General features: G+C 63.4%; 21 protein-coding genes and 1 tRNA gene. 7 read left to right on the top strand and 15 right to left on the bottom strand.

Annotated elements, in window-relative coordinates:
- Positions 1 to 117: 117 nt before the first annotated feature.
- The 5 genes from AC57B6_RS12485 (at position 118) to rodA (ending at position 6,546) form a co-directional block, all read left to right on the top strand.
- Positions 118 to 1,161 carry a rod shape-determining protein gene (locus AC57B6_RS12485; protein ID WP_004189550.1) on the top strand — a complete coding sequence of 348 codons (1,044 nt, stop codon included), beginning with the start codon at positions 118 to 120 and terminating at the stop codon, positions 1,159 to 1,161.
- Between the two features lie 150 nt (positions 1,162 to 1,311).
- On the top strand, positions 1,312 to 2,418 hold the full coding sequence (mreC, locus tag AC57B6_RS12490) for a rod shape-determining protein MreC (protein ID WP_496421442.1): 1,107 nt from the start codon (positions 1,312 to 1,314) through the stop codon (positions 2,416 to 2,418).
- Positions 2,415 to 2,927, top strand: a complete 513-nt coding sequence (mreD, locus tag AC57B6_RS12495; protein WP_028197720.1) for a rod shape-determining protein MreD — start codon at positions 2,415 to 2,417, stop codon at positions 2,925 to 2,927. The genes mreC and mreD overlap by 4 nt, the downstream gene beginning before the upstream one ends.
- A gap of 141 nt (positions 2,928 to 3,068) precedes the next feature.
- Positions 3,069 to 5,387, top strand: a complete 2,319-nt coding sequence (mrdA, locus tag AC57B6_RS12500; protein WP_496421443.1) for a penicillin-binding protein 2 — start codon at positions 3,069 to 3,071, stop codon at positions 5,385 to 5,387.
- A 10-nt stretch (positions 5,388 to 5,397) separates the two neighbouring features.
- Entirely contained in the window at positions 5,398 to 6,546 is a 1,149-nt protein-coding gene (gene rodA / locus AC57B6_RS12505) for a rod shape-determining protein RodA (RefSeq protein WP_028197718.1), read from the top strand.
- 132 nt (positions 6,547 to 6,678) lie between these two features.
- Here the strand turns inward: rodA and AC57B6_RS12510 are convergent, their stop codons facing one another.
- The 15 genes from AC57B6_RS12510 to def all read right to left on the bottom strand — a co-directional run bounded on the left by AC57B6_RS12510 (position 6,679) and on the right by def (position 19,424).
- Complete coding sequence (locus AC57B6_RS12510) at positions 6,679 to 7,383, bottom strand: tetratricopeptide repeat protein (protein WP_144193387.1); 705 nt, start codon at positions 7,381 to 7,383, stop codon at positions 6,679 to 6,681.
- Positions 7,380 to 8,162, bottom strand: a complete 783-nt coding sequence (locus tag AC57B6_RS12515; RefSeq protein WP_028197716.1) for an HpcH/HpaI aldolase family protein — start codon at positions 8,160 to 8,162, stop codon at positions 7,380 to 7,382. Before AC57B6_RS12515 ends, AC57B6_RS12510 begins: the two co-directional genes overlap by 4 nt.
- Entirely contained in the window at positions 8,159 to 8,290 is a 132-nt protein-coding gene (locus AC57B6_RS12520; RefSeq protein ID WP_256737800.1) for a hypothetical protein, read from the bottom strand. Before AC57B6_RS12520 ends, AC57B6_RS12515 begins: the two co-directional genes overlap by 4 nt.
- Positions 8,291 to 8,377: 87 nt before the next feature.
- Complete coding sequence (queD, locus tag AC57B6_RS12525) at positions 8,378 to 8,821, bottom strand: 6-carboxytetrahydropterin synthase QueD (protein ID WP_096335795.1); 444 nt, start codon at positions 8,819 to 8,821, stop codon at positions 8,378 to 8,380.
- 9 nt (positions 8,822 to 8,830) lie between these two features.
- Positions 8,831 to 9,463, bottom strand: a complete 633-nt coding sequence (gene queE, locus AC57B6_RS12530; RefSeq protein ID WP_144193386.1) for a 7-carboxy-7-deazaguanine synthase — start codon at positions 9,461 to 9,463, stop codon at positions 8,831 to 8,833.
- Between the two features lie 88 nt (positions 9,464 to 9,551).
- Entirely contained in the window at positions 9,552 to 10,283 is a 732-nt protein-coding gene (gene queC / locus AC57B6_RS12535; protein WP_028197713.1) for a 7-cyano-7-deazaguanine synthase QueC, read from the bottom strand.
- Positions 10,284 to 10,711: 428 nt separating this feature from the next.
- A tRNA-Phe gene (locus tag AC57B6_RS12540) sits at positions 10,712 to 10,787 on the bottom strand.
- Positions 10,788 to 10,882: 95 nt separating this feature from the next.
- Positions 10,883 to 11,575 carry a response regulator transcription factor EsaR gene (gene esaR, locus AC57B6_RS12545; protein WP_496421444.1) on the bottom strand — a complete coding sequence of 231 codons (693 nt, stop codon included), beginning with the start codon at positions 11,573 to 11,575 and terminating at the stop codon, positions 10,883 to 10,885.
- The gene (locus AC57B6_RS12550; protein WP_030102541.1) at positions 11,576 to 13,990 is read right to left on the bottom strand and encodes a sensor histidine kinase; all 2,415 of its coding nucleotides are present in this window, start codon (positions 13,988 to 13,990) and stop codon (positions 11,576 to 11,578) included.
- Positions 13,980 to 14,579, bottom strand: a complete 600-nt coding sequence (locus tag AC57B6_RS12555; RefSeq protein ID WP_028197755.1) for a DUF4390 domain-containing protein — start codon at positions 14,577 to 14,579, stop codon at positions 13,980 to 13,982. The genes AC57B6_RS12550 and AC57B6_RS12555 overlap by 11 nt, the downstream gene beginning before the upstream one ends.
- Positions 14,576 to 16,015, bottom strand: a complete 1,440-nt coding sequence (gene rsmB, locus AC57B6_RS12560) for a 16S rRNA (cytosine(967)-C(5))-methyltransferase RsmB (protein ID WP_252888626.1) — start codon at positions 16,013 to 16,015, stop codon at positions 14,576 to 14,578. The genes AC57B6_RS12555 and rsmB overlap by 4 nt, the downstream gene beginning before the upstream one ends.
- A gap of 160 nt (positions 16,016 to 16,175) precedes the next feature.
- Positions 16,176 to 17,033, bottom strand: coding sequence for a zinc metalloprotease HtpX (htpX, locus tag AC57B6_RS12565; protein ID WP_030102538.1), 858 nt, complete (start codon positions 17,031 to 17,033; stop codon positions 16,176 to 16,178).
- 103 nt (positions 17,034 to 17,136) lie between these two features.
- Positions 17,137 to 17,778, bottom strand: coding sequence for a LysE family translocator (locus tag AC57B6_RS12570; RefSeq protein WP_028197707.1), 642 nt, complete (start codon positions 17,776 to 17,778; stop codon positions 17,137 to 17,139).
- Between the two features lie 124 nt (positions 17,779 to 17,902).
- Positions 17,903 to 18,889 carry a methionyl-tRNA formyltransferase gene (gene fmt, locus AC57B6_RS12575; protein ID WP_496421445.1) on the bottom strand — a complete coding sequence of 329 codons (987 nt, stop codon included), beginning with the start codon at positions 18,887 to 18,889 and terminating at the stop codon, positions 17,903 to 17,905.
- Positions 18,890 to 18,920: 31 nt separating this feature from the next.
- A complete protein-coding gene (def, locus tag AC57B6_RS12580) occupies positions 18,921 to 19,424 on the bottom strand; it encodes a peptide deformylase (RefSeq protein WP_496421446.1) in 504 nt (167 codons plus the stop codon).
- 244 nt (positions 19,425 to 19,668) lie between these two features.
- Here def and dprA point away from each other — a divergent pair, with 244 nt between their 5' ends.
- Both dprA and AC57B6_RS12590 read left to right on the top strand, forming a co-directional pair.
- The gene (dprA, locus tag AC57B6_RS12585) at positions 19,669 to 20,928 is read left to right on the top strand and encodes a DNA-processing protein DprA (RefSeq protein ID WP_496421447.1); all 1,260 of its coding nucleotides are present in this window, start codon (positions 19,669 to 19,671) and stop codon (positions 20,926 to 20,928) included.
- Positions 20,929 to 21,017: 89 nt separating this feature from the next.
- Complete coding sequence (locus AC57B6_RS12590; protein ID WP_028197703.1) at positions 21,018 to 21,395, top strand: thioredoxin family protein; 378 nt, start codon at positions 21,018 to 21,020, stop codon at positions 21,393 to 21,395.
- The last annotated feature ends 86 nt before the right edge of the window (positions 21,396 to 21,481 follow it).

The raw sequence follows: 21,481 nt of genomic DNA on the forward strand, positions 1-21,481 counted from the left end.
CCCTCGCAGCTTCAAGTTCCTGTGGCGCCGCTTCCGCCCGGTTGAAGCTGTTATTTTTTCCGCTGCCGCCCTGCGCATACGTTGTGAGGGCCGGCCCCAAGCGAGACAGGATTTTGAATGTTCGGTTTTTTGCGCAGCTACTTCTCCAACGACCTGGCGATTGACCTTGGCACTGCCAACACGCTGATCTACATGCGTGGCAAGGGTATCGTTCTTGACGAACCGTCGGTGGTCTCGATCCGCCAGGAAGGCGGTCCCAACGGTAAGAAGACCATTCAGGCGGTCGGCAAGGAAGCCAAGCAGATGCTTGGCAAGGTGCCTGGCAATATCGAGGCGATCCGCCCAATGAAAGACGGCGTGATCGCCGACTTCACCGTCACCGAACAGATGATCAAGCAGTTCATCAAAACTGCTCACGAATCGCGCATGTTCTCGCCGTCGCCGCGCATCATCATCTGCGTGCCGTGCGGTTCGACCCAGGTGGAGCGCCGCGCCATTAAAGAAGCCGCGCACGGTGCGGGCGCTTCGCAGGTCTACCTCATTGAAGAACCCATGGCTGCGGCAATCGGCGCCGGCCTGCCGGTGTCGGAAGCAACCGGCTCGATGGTTGTCGACATTGGCGGCGGCACGACCGAAGTCGGCGTGATCTCGCTCGGCGGCATCGTGTACAAGGGTTCGGTGCGCGTGGGTGGCGACAAGTTCGACGAAGCTATCGTCAACTATATCCGCCGCAACTACGGCATGCTGATCGGCGAACAAACCGCTGAGGCGATCAAGAAGGAAATCGGCTCCGCGTTCCCGGGTTCCGAAGTCAAGGAAATGGAAGTGAAGGGCCGCAATCTGTCGGAAGGCATTCCGCGCAGCTTCACGATCTCCAGCAACGAAATTCTCGAAGCCCTCACCGATCCGCTGAACCAGATCGTGTCGTCGGTGAAGATCGCGCTCGAACAAACGCCGCCGGAACTGGGCGCGGACATCGCCGAGCGCGGCATGATGCTCACGGGCGGCGGCGCACTGCTGCGCGATCTGGACCGCCTGCTCGCCGAAGAAACCGGCCTGCCGGTGCTCGTCGCCGAAGACCCGCTGACCTGCGTTGTGCGCGGCTCGGGCATGGCGCTCGAACGCATGGACAAGCTGGGCAGCATCTTCTCGTACGAGTAAGCGAGCCCGTCTCCATGTCAGTAGCGCGGATCAGGCAAACGGCCCCATGTGGGCCGGTTTGCCGTTGGCTGGGCCTGCCAGCCTCCGCGTGCTGAACGCGCGTCCCAAGCGCGCCGCCGTCTCACCCAACCGCTCACGCCCCCGGCGACCATGGAATACAGTCCGCCGCCCCTGTTCAAGCAAGGCCCTTCCGCCCTCGCACGGCTGATGTTTTTCGTCGTGCTCGCGCTGGCCCTGCTGATCTCCGATGCACGCTTCAAAACGCTCGAAATCGTTCGCGGCGTGCTCGGCGCGGGTCTTTATCCGTTGCAACGCGCAGCCCTCGTGCCGCGCGACGTTTTCATGGGCGCGGCCGACCTGGCGGTGACCAGCGCCACGTTGCGCAGCGAGAACGACAAGCTGCGCGCCAAAGATCTTCAGCTCGCGCAGCAAGCCAATACGGCCGCCGAACTGGCCGCCGAGAACACCCATTTGCGCGCGCTGCTGCAACTCTCGCAGCGCTCGACCACCCAATCGCTACCGGCTGAAATCCAGTACGACACGCGCGATCCGTTCACGCAGAAAGTCGTGATCGGCCGCGGCGCCCAGCAAGGTGTGCAGGACGGCTCGCCGGTCGTCAACGAAGACGGCGTGATCGGGCAGGTGACGCGCGTATTCCCGCTGCAAGCCGAAGTAACGCTGCTCACCGACAAAGACCAGGCCGTGCCCGTGCAGATCGTGCGCACCGGCTTGCGCAGCGTGATTTACGGCACGCCGAAGGGCGACACGCTCGATCTGCGCTTCGTGCCGATCAGCGCCGACGTGCAAACCGGCGACGAACTCGTCACCAGCGGCCTGGACGACGTTTATCCGCCGGGGCTGCCGGTCGCCAAGGTCGTGCGGGTCGACAAACAGGCCGATACGGCATTCGCACGCGTGATCTGCTTGCCGGTTGCGCCCGTGCGCGGTGCGCGTCAGTTGCTAGTGCTGCACTATCAGAACAACGTGCCGCCGCGTCCGGCGGAAGAGCCCGACGCGGCCACGACCGCGAAAGACGCCAAAGCGAAGAAGGGCGGCAAGGCTGCCGACAGCAAGGCTGCGGCGGATAAATCCGCTGCGAAGCCTGCGGAAAAGCAGGCCACGCCCGCCAAACCCGCGGAAAAGCCGTCCGCCAAAACCGCTGCCGCGGAGAAGAAAGCCGCCGGCGAAAAGAAACCAGCCGCTGAAAAGGCTGAAAAGAACACGAAGCCGCCAGCCACGCCGGGGGCACAGCCATGAACCGTCCGCAATACATCCTGCAGCCGGTCAATCCGTATTTCATCGCGTTCAGCCTCGCTGCGGCGTTCCTGCTGAACCTGATGCCGTGGGGGCGCCTTGCCGGCGTGCCTGACTTTGTGGCGCTGGTGCTGCTGTTCTGGAACGTGCACCAGCCGCGCAAAGTGGGCATGGGCATCGCGTTCTTTCTCGGCTTGCTGATGGACGTGCACAACGCCAGCCTGCTCGGTGAGCACGCGCTGGCGTATACGTTGTTGTCGTATGGTGCGATTACGATCCATCGCCGGGTGCTGTGGATGTCGCTCGGCGTGCAGACTTTCGCGGTGATGCCGCTGCTGGTCGTCGCGCAACTGGTGCCGTTCGTGATCCGTCTGCTGACGGGCGCGGCGTTTCCGGGCTGGAGTTACCTGATCGACGGCTTCGTCGAAGCGGCGCTGTGGCCGATCGCCAGCGTCCTGCTGCTGATGCCGCAACGCCGCCCGGCCGACCCGGACGATACGCGGCCGATTTAATCACGCATCGAGGCCGCCGGCCGTTCCGATGGAACACGCTTATCCGACCCGCTCGACGCGCATCGCTGTTCATGCCGCCCGGTTCGGGCCGGTTTGGGCGCACACTCATGATGGCCGTCACACGGCCTTTTGCAGAATCGCATGACCGAATTCAAGGACACTCAGCAACAGCTCTCGAAGTTCCGCTTGCGCGTCGCGGCGGCGGGCGTGTTCGTGTTCGTCTGCTTCGGGCTGATCGGTTTCCGTTTCCTGGTGCTGCAGGTCTGGCACTACAGCAAGTACTCGCTGCAAGCCGACGAAAACCGCATCTCGGTCGCGCCGATCGTGCCGAACCGGGGCATCATCACCGATCGTAACGGCGTGGTGCTGGCCAAGAACTACTCGGCGTACACGCTCGAAATCACCCCGTCGAAGCTGAACGACACGCTCGAAAACGTGATCGACAACCTGGCCACCGTGGTCTCGATCGACGCACGCGACCGGCGCCGCTTCAAGAAGCTACAGGAAGACTCGAAGAATTTCGAGAGCCTGCCGATCCGCACCCGCCTCACCGACGACGAAGTCGCGCGCTTCACCGCGCAACGCTTCCGCTTTCCGGGCGTGGAAGTGCGCGCGCGCCTGTTCCGCCAATACCCGCTCGGGCCCACCGCGGCGCACGTGATCGGCTACATCGGCCGGATTTCACAGCGCGACCAGGATCGTATCGACGACGCCAGCGACGCCAACGACAGCGATCCGGATCATTACGATCCGCGCCTGGACGCGAACAACTACAAGGGCACTGACTACATCGGCAAGATCGGCGTCGAGCAGAGCTACGAGACGGAGCTGCATGGCCAGACCGGTTTTGAGGAAGTCGAAGTAACCGCCGGCGGCCGGCCTGTGCGCACGTTGTCGCGCACGCAGGCAACGCCGGGGAATAACCTGGAACTGTCGATCGATATCGGCTTGCAGCAGGTCGCCGAACAGGCCTTCGCCGGCCGCCGCGGCGCGCTGGTCGCGATCGAGCCGGCGACCGGCGACGTGCTGGCGTTCGTGTCCGCGCCGAGCTTCGATCCGAATTCGTTTGTCGACGGCATCGATCAGCAGACCTGGGACGAGCTCAACAACTCGCCCGACCATCCGCTGCTGAACCGTCCGCTGCACGGCACCTACCCGCCGGGCTCGACCTACAAGCCGTTCATGGCGCTCGCCGCGCTGACGCTGCATAAGCGCACGCCGGGCTGGGGCTTCCAGGATCCGGGGTCGTATACGTTCGGCGGCCACACGTTCCGCAACGACGTGCGCTCGGGCCAGGGCTGGGTCGACATGAACCGCGCGATCGTCGTGTCGAATGACACGTATTTCTACATGCTCGCGCACGATCTGGGCGTCAACAACATCGCCAACTTCATGAAGCCGTGGGGTTTCGGTCAGATCACCGGCATCGACATTTCAGGCGAAGCGCGCGGCATCCTGCCGTCGACGGAATGGAAGCGCAAAGCGTATCGCAAGCCTGAGCAGCAGCGCTGGTACGAGGGCGAAACGATCAGTCTGGGCATTGGCCAAGGCTATAACTCGTTCACCATTCTGCAACTCGCGCACGCCACAGCCACGCTCGCGAACAACGGTATCGTGATGAAGCCGCACCTGGTGCGTGACATCGAAAACCCGATCACCAAGGAGACGCGCCCGGTCGTGCGCGATCCGAGCGACCGGATTGCCGTGAAGCAATCGGACATCGACTTCATCAAGCACGCGATGGAAGGCGTCGTGACAAACGGGACGGCGTCGAAGGTGTTCATCGGGGCACAGTATCAGGCCGCCGGCAAGACCGGCACGGCGCAGGTCTACTCGCTGCAGGGCGCGAACTACAAAGGCCACGCGATCGCCGAGCATCTGCGCGACCACGCGCTGTTCATTGCCTTTGCGCCTGTCGATCAACCGAAAATCGCCATTGCACTGATCGTCGAGAACGGCGGCTGGGGTGCGGAAGCAGCCGGTCCGATCGCGCGTCGTGTTCTCGATTACTACCTGGTCGGCAAGAACAAGCCCGGCGCTGAAGCAGCGGCTGTCGCGGCAGCGGCCTCGGCGACCCAGGATGCATCCGCACCGGAAGTAGGTGGCGCGGCCTCGCCGCAAGACGCAGCGCAGCCGGTCAAGATCGCGGCCGGCTTCACCGCGCTACCGATGCCGGGCGCGGCATCGGCGGCTGCGGCGGCTTCCGCTGCTGCGGCCGCATCGGCCCCGATGGCAGCGTCGTCAGCGGCGACGGCGGCTTCGGCGTCCAGCACGTTCGGCGCGTCGGCGGCTGTGCCGGCGTCCGCCACGGCGAAGAACGCAGCGCCGCGTAAATCCGGCGTTCCGCACAAACCCCGTCCTGCCAGCGAGCCGGCGCCGACCGCGGCGCTGCCGTCGCGGGACGACAGTATTCAGCCTACGTCGCCACGCCAGCCGGTTTCCGGCGGCATCGACGAGTAAGGAGAAAGGCATGCAATTCGATAAGCGCGCCTGGCTCGACCGCATCAAGCGGATGTTCGTGGGCTTTGACCGGCCGCTCGCCCTGATCGTGTTTCTGCTGCTGTGCGTGGGCATCGTCACGCTATACAGCGCGACGCTGGACATGCCCGGGCGAGTGGAAGACCAATTGCGCAACATCCTGCTGACGTTCGTGCTGATGTGGGCGCTGGCCAACGTCCCACCCACCACGCTGATGCGCTTCGCGGTCCCGCTCTATACGTTCGGGATCGCGTTACTGGTGGCGGTGGCGCTGTTCGGCCTCACGCGCAAGGGCGCCAAGCGCTGGATCAACGTCGGCGTGGTGATCCAGCCGTCGGAGATTCTGAAGATCGCTACACCGCTGATGCTTGCCTGGTACTATCAGCGCCGCGAAGGCGTGATGCGTTGGTACGACTTTCTGGTCGGCTTCGTGATCCTGATCGTGCCGGTCGGTCTGATCGCCAAACAACCGGACCTTGGCACCGCCGTGCTGGTGTTCGCGGCCGGCTTCTTCGTCATTTATTTCGCGGGCCTCAGTTTCAAGCTGATCGTGCCGGTGCTGATTGCGGGCGTGATCGCGGTGGGCTCGATCGCGGTGTTCCAGGACAAGATCTGTCAGCCAGAAGTGCAATGGCCGCTGATGCACGATTATCAGAAGCACCGTATCTGTACGCTGCTCGATCCAACCTCCGATCCGCTCGGCAAGGGCTTCCACACCATTCAGGCGGTGATTGCAATCGGCTCGGGCGGCCCACTCGGCAAGGGTTGGCTCAAGGGTACCCAGGCGCATCTGGAGTTCATTCCCGAGAAGCACACCGACTTCATCTTCGCGGTGTTTTCCGAGGAGTTTGGTCTCGCGGGCGGCATCGTGTTGCTCACGCTTTATATGCTGCTGATCGCGCGCGGGCTGTACATCGCGGCCAATGGTGCGACGCTATTCGGGCGGCTGCTGGCCGGATCGCTGACCATGGCGTTCTTCACCTATGCGTTCGTCAACATCGGCATGGTGAGCGGGATCTTGCCGGTGGTGGGCGTGCCGTTGCCATTCATGAGCTACGGCGGTACCGCGCTGACCACGCTGGGGGTCGCGATTGGGCTCATCATGAGCATCGCGCGGCAGAAACGCTTGATGCAGAGCTAGCGTGGCGTGGCGCTTCGGCTGCCGCGCTGAACGCCGACAGACAAGACACCGGGCGAAAAAACACCGCGGACCTCGCAATAAAGCCTGGATAAACAAAAGGGGCGCTCCACTCAGGAGCGCCCCTTTTTTCATTTACTGCGGCTTCACTTCCTTCTGATCCCGCAATTGCGCGCTCAGTTCCTGATACTTGAGTTTCGCCGCCGGATCGCCCTGTACCGCCGCTGCCGCGTAGTACGCACGCGCTACGTTCAGATTCTTGTCCACGCCGTCGCCACCACGCTCGTAGAACGAACCGGTCACATACTGCGCGGTCATGTCGCCGCCTTGCGCAGCCTTCTTGTACCAGAGGAACGCCTGCCGGTTATCGCGCGTCGTACCGCGGCCATCGAGGAACTGATTGGCCAGCGCGAGTTGTGCCTGCACATGTCCCTGCTGCGCAGCCTTCAGGAACCACCGGTGCGCCTCGACCGGATCGCGCCCGACGAACTCGCCGTCGTCGTACATCTTGCCGTACACGTACTGCGCGTGCGACATGTTGGCGTCGGCGGCTTTGCGCAGCCACTTCTTGCCTTCGTCGACGTTGGCCGGCGCGCCTTCGCCGTTGAGCAGCATCATTGCGTAGTTGAACTCGGCAAGCCGGCTGCCGTGCTCCGCCGCCTTACGAAACTCGGTAAGCGCCGCGCCCAGATTGCCGGCGTTGTAATCGGCGACTGCGGTCTGCGTCTCCGGATCGTTCGACTTTGCGACGCGATTGTCCTGCGCATACGTCGTTGCGCTCACCGTCAACGCCGCCACGAACGCCAGCCTTACCGCGACGCACTGCACCATCCCCTTCATGTCCTCACCTCCTGCAGCGCCTGACGGGTTGCGCGCAACATCCACATGACGTCGGCGGCCAGAGCGATAAAACGAAAACCGGCATCGCGATGCTGCTTCGCACCCGCGGCGTCCATGGCAAAAATTCCACTGGCGATGCCGGCCTTATCGGCGGCACTCACGACGCGCGCCATCGCCGCCTGCACGTCGGCATGCTTCGAATCGCCAAGGTGGCCGAGGCTCGCGGCCAGATCGGCTGGTCCCACGAACAGGCAGTCGACGCCCGGCGTCGCCGCGATCTTTTCGACTTCCTGCACACCCCGCGCCGACTCGATCTGCACGATGGTCGCAATCTGCGCATTGGCGGTCTGCACGTAGTCGCGCCGCATGCCGTACGACGCCGCCCGCACCACGCCGGCGACGCCACGCTGACCGTCGAGCGCATCGGCCGTCGGATACTGCGTCAGACGCACAGCCTGTGCCGCCTCTTCAGCGGTTTCGATATTCGGGAACATCAGCGTGCGCGCGCCCGCGTCCAGTACGCGCTTGACGAGCCATGCCTCGCTGGCGGGCACACGCACGACCGGCTCACTGGGCAGATGCGCGGCGGCGATCGCGCGCAATTGCGAGGTGACGTCGCCGCTATCGTTTGGCGCGTGCTCCATGTCGATCAGCAGCCAGTCGAAACCGGCGTGCGCGAGCGCCTCGGCGGCGGAATCGCTACCGAGCGACAGCCACAGGCCGAACAGCGGGTCCGCTTCTTTCAGACGTTGTTTGAGAGGATTCGTGAAGGTGCTCATTGCCGCGCCCCATGGCGATGCGACGCCTCGCCTGAAACGCGGTTGGCAATGCCGGCGTGCCGGTATCGGCCGACGCCCGGGCCCTGACGGCCTGACTGCTTGCTGCGACGCAATGCGGTGACCAGCATGTCTCGCTCCGTGTGGTTATCGGAGCGATCATACCGTGACAATAACGCGGGGGTTGGGCCGCGAAGCTGAATCGCGCGGCCCCGGATTTAATCCCGGACGACGTCGGCCCAGCAATTCGGCGTCTCGAACAGACGCACCTTGTGCAGACGCAGATTCACGCCGTAATGCGCGTCGTACACGTTCGCGAGAATATCGAACGCAGCAGCGGCAAGATTTTCAACGGTGGGGATGCGATCGAGCACGACGGTCTTGTGCCCCGCCATGGTTTCCAGAAAACCGCGCACCTGCGTATCGCCTTCGTAGACGAGAAACGCATGGTCCCATTTGTCGACAAGATGCTCGACCGCGAGCGACTTCACGTCGGCGAAGTCCATCACCATGCCGCGATCCGGCGCACCTTCGGTGTCGACCAGGTCGCCTTGCAGCGTAATTTCGAGCACGTAGCGATGGCCGTGCAGATTACGGCACTGGCTGCGGTGATCGGGGATGCGGTGGCCCGCGTCGAATTCGAGTTTTCGTGTAATCGTCAGCACGGCAAATCAGGGAATGTTCAGATACTTGTGGGTCTGCATCGACAGGCGCCATTGCGGATGGCGTTTGCACCAGTCAATCGCGAGCTTCGTATTGAGCTCGCGCGACGGGCCGTCCATCGGCTGGACGAGGAAATACTCGAAGTCGAGCTTCGCATACTCGGACAAACGCTGGTTGTCCTGCGGAATCACGACCTTCAGTTCGTTGCCCTTGGTGACGACGAGCGGCGCGTCGGCCTTCGGGCTCACGCAGATCCAGTCGATCGTCTCGAGCACCGGCAGCGAGCCGTTGGTTTCGATAGCGATTTCGAAGCCGGCGGCATGCAGTGCATCGACAAACGGCTGATCGATCTGCAGCATCGGTTCGCCGCCCGTGCAGACTACGAAGCGCTCGCCCTCGCCTTCCGGCCATTGCGACGCGATCATCTGCACCAGTTCTTCGGGCGTACGGTACTTGCCACCGTTCTCGCCGTCAGTGCCGACAAAGTCCGTATCGCAGAAGCGGCACACGGCATCCGCACGATCTTCTTCGCGGCCCGACCACAGATTGCAACCGGCGAACCGGCAGAACACGGCCGGACGCCCGGCATTCGCGCCCTCGCCCTGCAATGTGTAGAAGATTTCCTTGACCGCGTAAGTCATGCTGCTGTCTGCCTTGTGTTCCTGAAAATAATTGCCTGTTGTGCTGCGCATGCCTGAGCAACGCGCGAGCAGAACTGCCGTGAGACCGTCAGACCGGCTCGGTCACCTTCTCGCCGGCCAGGTACGCTTCATAACCGCGCTTGCGCAAACGGCACGCCGGGCATTCGCCGCAGCCGAAACCCCATGCATGCAGTTCGGCGCGCTCGCCGACATAACAGGTATGCGTCTCGACGCGTACCAGCTCGACCAGTTCTTCGCCGCCCAACTCGTGCGCGAGACGCCACGTGTCGGCCTTGTCGAGCCACATTAGCGGCGTTTCTAGCAGGAAGCGCGTGTCCATGCCGAGGTTCAGCGCGACCTGCAAGGCCTTCATCGTGTCGTCGCGGCAATCGGGGTAGCCCGAGAAGTCCGTCTCGCACATCCCGCCCACCAGCACCTGCAAACCACGCCGATACGCGATGGCGCCTGCGATCGTCATGAACATCAGATTGCGGCCCGGCACGAACGTATTCGGCAACCCGTTGGCGGTGGCGTGGATCTCGATCTCGCGCGTCATCGCGGTATCGCTGATCGAACCAAGCACCGACAGGTCGATCATGTGATCTTCGCCGAGGCGCTCGGCCCACGCCGGGAAGGCCCGTGCCACAGCGTTGCGAAACCCTTCGCGGCATTCGAGTTCGACTCGGTGCCGCTGGCCGTAATCGAAGCCCAGCGTCTCGACCGTTTCGTAACGTTCGAGCGCCCAGGCGAGGCACGTGGCGGAATCCTGGCCGCCGGAAAACAGCACCAGAGCGCTACGTTTAGCGTCTTTGCGGATCACCGTGAAACTCCGTGAATGATGAGTGCCACGTCGCGCTGCGCGAGGTGCGCCATGCAAGCAACGCGGCGCGACGCGTGCCGGCACTGTTGCCGGCCCAAAGCAGTATAGGCCGCGCCTTCCGCATGCAGAGTCGCTGGGCGCTTATACCGTTAATCGTCGGGCGAAGGATTCGGCACCTGTTGCAGCGCTGCCGTGCCGCAGCAGCGTGCACAAAAAAGCCCAGCTTCGAGATACGAAAAGACATGTCTGGTGCAGTGCCGCGCCAATCGCGCGGCCGCACGCAAGTCCTTGAACTGGCGCGATTTTATCACGCGACGCACAATGCCGCCGAGCACGCCCCATCGCAGCACCACACAGGCGACGCCGCCACGAGAACGCCCACAAAAGGAAAAGCCCCAGGAATCTTGCGATTTCCTGGGGCTGAATCCTGGTGGCCTGGGACGGAATCGAACCATCGACACGCGGATTTTCAATCCGCTGCTCTACCAACTGAGCTACCGGGCCAACGAAGAACGAAATGATATCAAAGGGTCAGCAGCACGGCAAGCCCCCTCTCGAAAAAATCTGGCTTGCCCGACCCGGCACGCGTTACACGGCCGTTACTCCCCTTTGTTCTTGCCGAGATCGACACCGAGCTGCTTGAGCTTGCGATACAGGTGCGTGCGCTCGAGGCCGGTCTTCTCCGCGACGCGGGTCATGCTGCCGTTCTCGCGCGCCAGGTGATATTCGAAGTAAGCGCGCTCGAACGCATCGCGCGCGTCGCGCAACGGGATGTCGAACGAGATCGACGCCGTTTGCGCGGCCAATGCGCCGCTGCCCATGCCATCCGACGACAGCGTCGGCAATGAAGCCGCCGACGCCACGGTCGAAGCACTGACCGGCAGCGCCTGCTTGGTGGCGATCGCGCCGCCCGGAGCGGCTGCGGCATTGCCCCGGGCGAGGCCCTGCTCGACCGCCTTCAGCAGCTTCTGCAACGCAATCGGTTTCTCGAGGAAATTGAGCGCGCCGATCTTGGTCGCTTCAACTGCCGTATCGATGGTTGCATGGCCGGACATCATGATCACCGGCATGGTCAGTTGCCCTTGCGCGGCCCATTCTTTGAGCAAGGTCACGCCGTCGGTATCGGGCATCCAGATGTCGAGCAGCACCAGGTCCGGCGCCTGACGCAAGCGGAACTCGCGCGCTTCCTGCGCGTTTTCCGCCGCCTCCACGACATGCCCCTCGTCGCTCAGGATCTCCGAGAGCAATTCCCGGATGCCCATTTCATCATCTACCACCAGGATGGTTGCCATTTACGCTGCCCTTGTCTGCACTGTTGCTTTTGTCGTTCCCTGCGACGCATTGCCATGCGCCGGCCGCAGCCCTGCTCCAGGTGCCGCGGCATCGTCTGCCAGTTGAAGGAAGAGGATCGATATCTGCGCGCCTTCGATCACATCGCCCGCTCTCATGCGGTTGCGAATGTCGATGCGCGCACCGTGTTCGTCGACGATCTTCTTGACCATCGCAAGACCCAGGCCTGTACCTTTGGCCTTGGTTGTCACGTAAGGTTCGAATGCACGTGTGAGGATACGCGCTGGGAAGCCCGGTCCGTTATCCGACACTGTTAGACGCACCGCGACGCGTATCTTGCCTTCCGCGTCGGGGTCTCCGTATTCTACTGTCCTCGTCTCGAGCAACACATGCGGTTGTTCGACGTCGGCCACGGCGTCCTGTGCATTCTGCAGCAGGTTGTGAATCACCTGACGCAATTGCGTCGCGTCGCCGCGAATCGCCGGCAAGTCAGCGAGCTCCACCTGAATCGCGCCCTTGCCTTCTTCGATACCGTACAACGTCAACACTTCGCTGACCAGTTCGTTCAACTGCAGATGGGCGAGCACCGCCGGCGGCGTACGCGCGTAGTCGCGGAAATTGTCGACCATCTGCTTCATCGCCGCGACCTGGTTGACGATCGTGGTGGCGCCGCGCTTCAGCACGTCGGCATCCGACGGCGACAGCTTGTCGGCCAGCTTCATCTGCAAACGCTCGGCGGAAAGCTGAATCGGCGTGAGCGGATTCTTGATCTCGTGCGCGAGACGCCGCGCCACTTCGCCCCACGCGATCGAACGCTGCGCCGAGATCACGTCCGAAATATCGTCGAACACGACCACGTAGCCGGAGGTCTGCATGTCTTCCGCGTCGCGATCCGTGGCGGACACGAGGCGCGCGCCGCGCACAAGCAGCGTGAGCGGCTCCGTTTCACCCGGCACCTGTACCGAAAACTGCTGCTGCCAGTGGCCGCGATCGTCGTGACCGTCACCGCTTGCGGCCTCGCGATCGGCAAACGCCTTGCGCACCATGCCGCCAAATTCGCTCAACACGCCGATCTTTTCCAGTGCCGAGCCCAGCACTTCCTGAAACTGCTGGCGGAAAATCCGCTCAGCGCCGCGGTTCGCCGTGGTGAGGCGGAACTGCCGGTCGAACACGAACACGCCCGCGGTCAGATTCGCGAGAATGCTTTCCAGATAGGCCTTCGAATGCTCGAGCGCGATGCGGTTGTTCTCGACCGCCGCGCGCGCCTCGGACAACTGCCGCGTCATCGCATTGAACGACTGCGTGAGAAAGCCCAGTTCGTCGCGCGATTTGATTTCGCGCTTTGGCGTGTAGTCGCCTTCGGTCACCTCCTTGGTGCCCTGCGCGAGCAGAAACAACGGCCGGGCCAGCTGATTGCCGAGCGCGAGCGCCAGCATCATCGCGATGAAGGTGGCGAGGAACAGCGCGAGCGTCAGCGTGCCGATATACATCTTGCGCAAGCCGGTGCGGCCCAGCGCCTTCTCCTGATACTCGCGATAGGCGCGCTGCACCGCGTCGGCATTGCGCGCGAGCGTGGGCGACACCGGCTGCGTGAGTTGCAGGAAGCGTTCGGTAGGCTGCAGCAGCGACGCGTTCGAATCGGGAATGCGCTGCACGACGCGTAGCCGCAGCGCACCCTTGCCGCCATGCGCGTTCGGATCGCCGTCGACTTCACCCTCGATCGCCGCATAGCCGCGGCCACGCGCCTGATCGATCATCAGCGGCGTGGGCAAGTCGTTCGACACCAGCGTCGCGTAATTGCCGGACGCCTGCGCGACCACGTGCATGTCCGGCGTCGCGCCCGACATGCTGCGCGTAGGTTCGACGATCGTCGCGTCCTGCACGCCGAACTGATCGCGCAGGCGCAGCAGCGTCAGTGTCGTGCCGGCGGCGTCCGCGCTCGCCAACTGCTCGGACATCAAGCGGCCCTTGGTCTGCAGATCCGACAGCGACGCGTCGAGCATGCCGCGGCCGAGATTCAGACCCGACGTCAACGCGGTCTCGACGTTCACGTCGAACCACGACTCGATACTGCGCGAGACGAACTGGTACGAGACGACGTAAATGATGCCGCCCGGCACCACGCCGACCAGCGCCATGAAAAACGCGAGTTTTGCTAAAAGCCGCGTGCCGAACTTACCTTTCCTGAGCCGCGCGATGATGATGATGACGAGCGTCGCCACCACCAGCAAAAAGATCATCGCGACCACGAGGTTGGCCGCGTACAGCCACTGGTAATAGCGGTCGAAAAACTCGGTATTCGCGCTCGCCGCTGCCAGCAGCACGAGCAGCAGCACGGCCGTCACGGCGACCGTGGACACCAGCACGCGCACGACGATGCTGCTCACACTGGTGGCGCGGCGCACTCTATTTAGCACGTTCGGTCACCGTGAAGGTAAAGCGCTTCCAATCCGACGACAGGCTCCAGTCGCGGTTATTCACCGCGTCGATCTGGAACGGCTTGGGCATCAGCGCGATGTCGAGCTGCATGCGCACCGACGCGTTGTAGGTTTCCCCGACACGCACCTGGCTGCGGTCGATCACATGCCATGACGTGACGTGCTTGATCACGGCGAGCGCGTCATTGAGCGTGCTGAAGCCGAGTTGCAACCCACCCGACGACACGCTCGACACACGATACTCACGCGTGAGCGGCTGGAACGACAGGCGAATGCTCTGCGACACGCTGACTGGCTGCTCGTCGAACCAGTACCAGCGTGGCCGGCTCAGTTCGAAGTCGGTTGTGAAATAGAGCGGGATCCCCTTGTTGACGGCGTCTTCGAGATTGCTGTTCAACTCGAAGTCGAAACGCGCGTCGAGGTTCCAGCCAGTGTTGTCCGATTGCAGCGAGGCGCGCTGGACCGCAATCGAATCGGCATACGCCGCGCCCGGCACGGCAAGCCACACGGCCAGCGCGATCCAGAGCACGGCAGCGAGCCGAAGCGGGAAGAAGCGTTTGATGGTCACCGTTTCTGAAAGCGCGCGTAGAAAAATCCGTCGTGGTCTGAGTTCGAGCCGGCGCTATCTTCAGCGACATCTCCGGCATGGGACCCGGCCGATGTGTCGGCGGGCGCGCGGGCAACTGAAGGTAAAAGTTGCCCCGGCGCGTCCAATCGTACCGCATCCTGATACTTGTTTCCAAACCACTGTGCCTGCAACTCGCCTTCTTCAGGAAAGATCGAACACGTAACATAGAGCAACTCGCCGCCTGGCTTCACAAGCGGCCACAGCGCGTCGAGAATGCGGCGCTGCTCGGCGACCAGCGCGGGAATATCCGACGCGCGGCGCAGCCAGCGAATATCCGGATGACGCCGCACGATGCCCGAGGCCGAACACGGGACGTCCGCCAAGATGCGATCGAACGGCTGGTCGATGTCGTCGTGCCATTTTGCCGGTGTGCCCGCGTCGCCGATACGCACTTCCGCTTCGAGCTTGAGCCGCAGCAAGTTTTCACCGATCCGCCGCGCGCGCGATGCGTCACTTTCGAGCGCCACGAGTTGCAAGTTGGCGAGTTCGAGCAGATGGCCGGTCTTGCCGCCGGGCGCAGCGCACGCGTCGAGCACGCGCATGCCGTCACGCACGCTGAGCAGTTGCGCGGCGAGCTGCGCGCCGGCGTCCTGCACGGATACCACGCCATCGTTAAAGCCAGGGATACGGTCGACCGGCATCGGCGTCGCGAGCTTGACGGCGTACTCACCGGCCCGGCTCGCGCGAATGTGCTGGTCGTGCAGCACTTGCAGATAGGCATCGACTGTCGAGCGGCGCGCGTTGACGCGCAACGTCAGCGGACCTTGCGTGTCGCCGGCGCCGAGCACGGCTTGCCAGGCGTCGGGCCACGCGGCTCTGACCGCGTCGATCCACCATACCGGGTAGTTCCAGCGTGCGACTTCGTCGGCTTGCGCTGCGTTCAACAGCGTTTCGCGCTCGCGCAGGAAACTGCGCAGCACAGCGTTCACCAGACCCTTCGCAAACGAGAACTCGCGGCGTGCAGCGATGGCGCTCACAGCCTGATCGACGACTGTGAACGGCGTGTAGGCGGCATTTGCTTCATCATCGATCAACAACGCGAGCGCACAGGTAAGCACATGGCCGACGTGCGGCGGCGGCGCCTTCTTCACCAGCTTCGCGATCAGCCACTCGGCGGTCCCGAGACGCCGCATGGCGCGGTACGCGATGTCCTGCACGGCTCCGCGCGCGGCCGCGACGCTGCCTTCAGGCGCGGACACGAATACCGATTGCAGCGCGGCGGGCAACGCCGCGCCGAGGCGTACGGCGCCGATGGCCTGGCCCGCGCAGTCGAGCGCAAAACCGAGCGATTCGGGCGCGAGGTGCAATATCGACAGACGGGATTCGCGCGGGCGCGCCAAAGGAGTAGCAGAACGCGAAGAAGGCTTTGGAGTCATGAAAGAGGCGAAGGCAGGCCGCGCGGTGCGCGCAACGCAAACAACATACATTGTAGCGTGGTGCGGGACGGGAGCCGCGGAGCCCGGACCGGGGCGAGAGATCAAACAAAAAAGGCGAGTCCGCGGACTCGCCTGTCGCGATGCCGGGCCTGTGAGCCCGTTACTCGAAGCGCCCCGTACGCGCCATTTCCATCAAACGTGCGATACGTTCCTCGGTAGCCGGGTGCGTGGAGAACAGGTTCGCAATGCCGCCGCCCGCCAGCGGATTCATGATCATCATCTGCGCGGTGGCCGGATGCTGCTCGGCCGTGGGGAACGGAATTCCGCTCGCGTAGCGATGAATCTTGTCGAGCGCCGAGGCGAGCGCCTGCGGATCGCCGGAAATCTGCGCGCCGCCACGGTCCGCCTCGAATTCGCGGGCACGCGAAATGGCCATCTGAATCAGCGCGCCGGCGATCGGCGCGAGCAACGCAACAGCGATGCCCGCAATCGGGTTGGTCGGACGACCGTTTTCGTCGCGGCCGCCGAAGAACATCGCGAAGTTCGCCAACGCGGAAATGGCGCCCGCCATGGTTGCCGACACCGTGGAGATCAGGATGTCGCGGTGCTTCACGTGCGCCAGTTCGTGCGCCATCACGCCGCGCATTTCGCGCTCGGATAGCACGCGCAAGATGCCGGTGGTGGCGGCCACAGCCGCATGCTCCGGATTGCGGCCGGTGGCAAACGCGTTCGGCGCATCTTCGTTGATCAGGTAGACGCGCGGCATCGGCAAATTCGCGCGGGTGGCGAGTTCGCGCACCATGCGGTAGAACTGCGGCGCACTGTTTTCGTCCACTTCCTGCGCGTTGTACATGCGCAGGACCATCTTGTCCGAGAACCAGTACGAAAAGAAATTCATTCCAAGCGCGATCACGAGCGCGATCGTCATGCCGCGCGACCCGCCGATCATCCCGCCGATCACGATGAAAAGGGCCGTGATCGCGGCCATCAACATCGCGGTTTTGACCCAATTGAACATGTCTGCAACTCCTTGCCCTAACGCGGATTCATATCTGCACCGCATGATCGCGGCGACTGATTGTAAGCGAATTGTTAGATATGGGCGCGCGAGGAAAATTCAATCATCTTGAGGCAGTGGCGAGCTTGAGGCCCAAGCCAACGAATGCGCTGCCGACGCCGCGGTCCAGCCATTTCTTCACCGACGGCTTGCCGGAGAAACGACGGGTCACGCTGCCGGCGATCCACGCGACAAAACTGTTCCAGATCATGCTCATCACGACGAAGACCACGCCGAGCATGAGGAACGCCAGCGCCTTATGGTCGCTGCCGGTTGTGACGAATTGCGGAAAAAACGACACGAAGAACAGTACGACCTTGGGGTTCAGCACATTGGTCCAGAAGCCTTGCAGGAACAGCTGACGCAGCGATTTTGGCGTGCCGGCACCGCGCGCTTCGCCCGCGGCCTGGTCGGCCGCCGGCCTGGCGAAAACCAGCCGCACGCCGAGGTAGATCAGATAAATAGCGCCGACGAACTTGATAACCGTGAACGCGGTGGCCGACGCGGCCAGCAGCGCCGTCAAGCCAAACGCGCAAGCCAGCGAATGAACACAGCAGCCGGCGGAGATGCCGAGCGCGGACATCAGCCCTGCGCCACGCCCTTGAGCGACGCTGCGCCCGACGATGTAAGCCGTATCGGGACCGGGGGTCACGTTCAGCAGAAAGACCGCGACGACGAAAAACTCGAAATGGGTGATACCAAACATGGGGATCCTCTAAACACGGCCTGCCCACGGCCCGTTGCATAGAGGATTCTAACGCGCCACAGGCTCGCGGCGGGGCTCCTGAACATCGGCCGAATGGACGATGTTCAAGGTAGGTTCAACTCGGTTATTTTGCTTCGGGAAGCTGGAAACGCTGACCGGCCGCCAATGCCGCACCGGCCAGGAATTCGCGCACCGGCAAGCGCTTGCCACCGGGTTTTTGCAGTTGCGTGAGACGCAGTGCGCCCTCGCCACAGGCAACCACGACGCCTTCGGCAGAGACGTCCACGATCACACCGGGCGCGCTGCCGCCTTGCGCCTCGGCCGGAACCGCCGCCCATATCTTGATCGACGTACCGCCTTCCAGCGTACCCACGCCACCGGGGAACGGATCGAACGCGCGCACCTGGCGAGCGAGAACCGCAGCCGGCTTGCGCCAGTCGAGCGCAGCCTCGTGCTTGCCGATCTTTTCCGCGTAGGTCACGCCGTCCGCCGGTTGCGGCGTTGCCGCCAGCTTGCCGCTGCGCTCCAGTTCGGTTAGCGCGTCGACGATCAGCCTGGCGCCCGCTTGCGCGAGGCGGTCATGCAGGACGGCCGTGGTGTCGTTGTCTGTAATCGGCGTGCGCGCTTCGGAGATCATCGCGCCGGTATCGAGGCCGGCGTCCATCTGCATCAGGGTGATGCCGGTTTCGGCGTCACCCGCTTCGATCGCGCGGTGGATCGGCGCGGCGCCGCGCCAGCGCGGCAACAACGATGCGTGAATGTTGATACAGCCCAGCGGCGGAATATCGAGCACTTCCTGCGGCAGGATCAGACCATAGGCGGCCACTACCATCACGTCGTGAGGCGTGGCGCGCAGTTGATCGATCGCAGCGGTGGCTTCGGCCGGATATTTGCCGGCGCGACGCAGCGAAGGCGGCTGCGCGACGGCAATGCCATGCTCCTGCGCATAGCGTTTGACCGGGCTCGCCTGTAATTTCATCCCCCTTCCTGCAGGCTGATCCTGCCGGGTCAGCACGAGCGGCACCGGAAAACCGGCGCCGTGGATCGCGGCCAGCGCGGCCGCGGCGAACTCCGGCGTACCGGCAAAGATGACGCGCAACGAATGACTCATGAACGGGTGCGGTAGGCGAGGTGGACGCGCATTACATCGCGTGGGCGAGCTTCTTCATCTTGCTCTTGATGCGCGTCTGCTTCAGCGACGACAGGTACTCGACGAACACGCGGCCCATCAGGTGATCCATTTCGTGCTGGATGCACACGGCCAACAAGCCTTCGCAGTCGATCTCGAAAGTCTCGCCCTTTTCGTTCAGCGCCCGCACGCGCACTTTCTCGGCGCGCTCGACGTTGTCATAAATGCCCGGCACCGAGAGACAGCCCTCTTCCGAGAGCTTCTTTTCGTTGCTCGACCAGATGATTTCCGGGTTGATGAAGGCGAGCAGTTCGTCGTGCGTTTCCGACACGTCGATCACGACCACGCGTTCATGCACGTCCACCTGGGTCGCCGCGAGGCCGACGCCCGGCGCGGCGTACATCGTTTCGGCCATGTCGGCGACGAGCCGGCGGATGCGGTCGTTGACCGCTTCGACCGGCTTCGCAATCTTGTGCAGCCGCTTGTCCGGATAATTGAGGATGTTGAGTAAAGCCATGATCTTGAGTGTGTTTTATAGGCGCCGCTGCCCGGTGGAAGGCTAGCGTTGGCCATTCGGCCAGGTTGTGGACGCATCGCGTTACGCAGACGATAGATGGTGTCGAACCGGTTCGATTCAACGCGCCACGTGCGCTAAACGACGGGCCCGCGCGGGTGGGCGCGGCGCTGCAGTTATTTCGGATGATGAAAATTTTAGCATGGCGCCCGCCTGCCCGCTGGCGCTATAAGAGGATCGACTCTCAATGCGTACCTTGCCCGCAACCCATATTGAACTCGCCGCCTGGCTGCGGCTTTCCCTTGCGCCAGGGCTGAAACCCGCCGCGCTGCGTCTACTGCTGAGCGCTTTTGGACTGCCGGAAGCGATTTTTAATCAACCGTTCGAGGTCCTTGCCGGGGTTGCAGGCGAAGCTGCGGCGCGTGCTGTACTGACACCGCCCAGCCTGGAGTTCGACGCGCAACTCGATGCGGTAATCGCGTGGCGCAAGCTGTCCGGCAACCATGTGGTGACCCTCGATGATCCTGCCTACCCGCCGGCGTTACTCACCATGCCTGATCCGCCACCGCTACTATATATAAAGGGCCGGTTGAATCTGCTGCACGCCAGAGCGGTCGCGCTGGTGGGCAGCCGCAGCGCAACCCCACAGGGCGCCGAAGACGCCGAGCGCTTCGCGCGTGAGCTTTCACAAGCGGGCGTCACTATCGTGTCGGGGCTGGCGCTGGGTATCGACGGCGCCGCACACCGGGGCGGCCTCGAAGGTGTCGGCAGCACGGTGGCGGTGATCGGCACCGGCGCGGATCTCGTGTATCCGGCCGCGCATCATGCGCTGGCGCGGCAGATCGCGGCGCAAGGCGCGATCCTTTCGGAGTGGCCGCTCGGCACGCCCGCGCGCGCCGCCAATTTCCCGCAACGCAACCGCCTGATCGCGGGCCTCGTCAGCGGGGTTGTAATCGTCGAGGCCGCAATGCGCTCCGGTTCGCTGATCACAGCCCGTCTCGCCAATGAAATGGGGCGCGATATCTTCGCGTTGCCGGGCTCGATCCATGCGCCGTTGTCGCGCGGTTGTCATCGGATTATCAAGCAGGGCGCAAAGCTGGTGGAGACGCCGGACGAGGTGCTGGAGGAGTTGGGTTTCGGCAAGCCTGTGGCAGCGAAGGGCGCCGGCCAGCAGGTGGCTCTCTGGAACGGTACGGACGCGCCTGAATCGCGCAAAACGCCTACGTCGGAAGGTATTCAGCGAGATTTGCCAGCGGCGCACTCGATGGCGATCCAGCAGGGGTCAGCTACGGCGCCCGCATCGTCAGTAGAAACACAGCCAATCATGAGCACCGAGGCGCTGCAACTCCTCGACGCACTCGGTCACGCCCCCGCCACGCTTGAAATTCTTGCCACCCGCACCGAGATGGGAGACGCAGCATTACAAAACACGCTGCTGCAACTCGAACTCGCCGGCCACGTGACCGCGCTGCCCGGCGGCCGCTTTACACGGGCGACCCTCGGCTGACCCCGCATTGACCAGGGTTGACCGCGATTTGGAATCGGCCATGCTACATTCGCGCCAAAGCACCTGATAAAAGTACGCAAGGAACCACCATGCCCGCGCTGAATCTCGACACCGACCAAGACCGGATTGCCGAGCGCGTCAACGAACCCGACACGCTGTTCGTCGCCTGCCTGTGCGCGGAGTGGTGCGGAACCTGCCGCGACTATCGGGAAGCCTTCAACCGCCTGGCGGATAAACATCCGGATATCTGTTTCGCATGGATCGACATCGAAACCCATGCGGACCGCTTCGACGATCTGGACGTCGAGAATTTCCCGACCATCCTGATCGAAGACTCAGTAACGACACGTTTTTTTGGCACGGTTTTGCCGCAGGCGGCGATTGTGGAGCGGATGTTGTCCGACCTGACGGCTGTGCCGGGCATCAGCGGCGCGCCCAAACTGCGGCCCGCGCTGACCGTCGCGTGAATGTGGCCACCGCCCGCTGAACCTTGCGGCACGGGCGTTGCGAGCGGCACACGGCGCGTTTTCCGCAGCTTGCACGGTTGCTGAGC

Source organism: Paraburkholderia sp. BGA-UO-ETr-F12, from assembly GCF_059567945.1.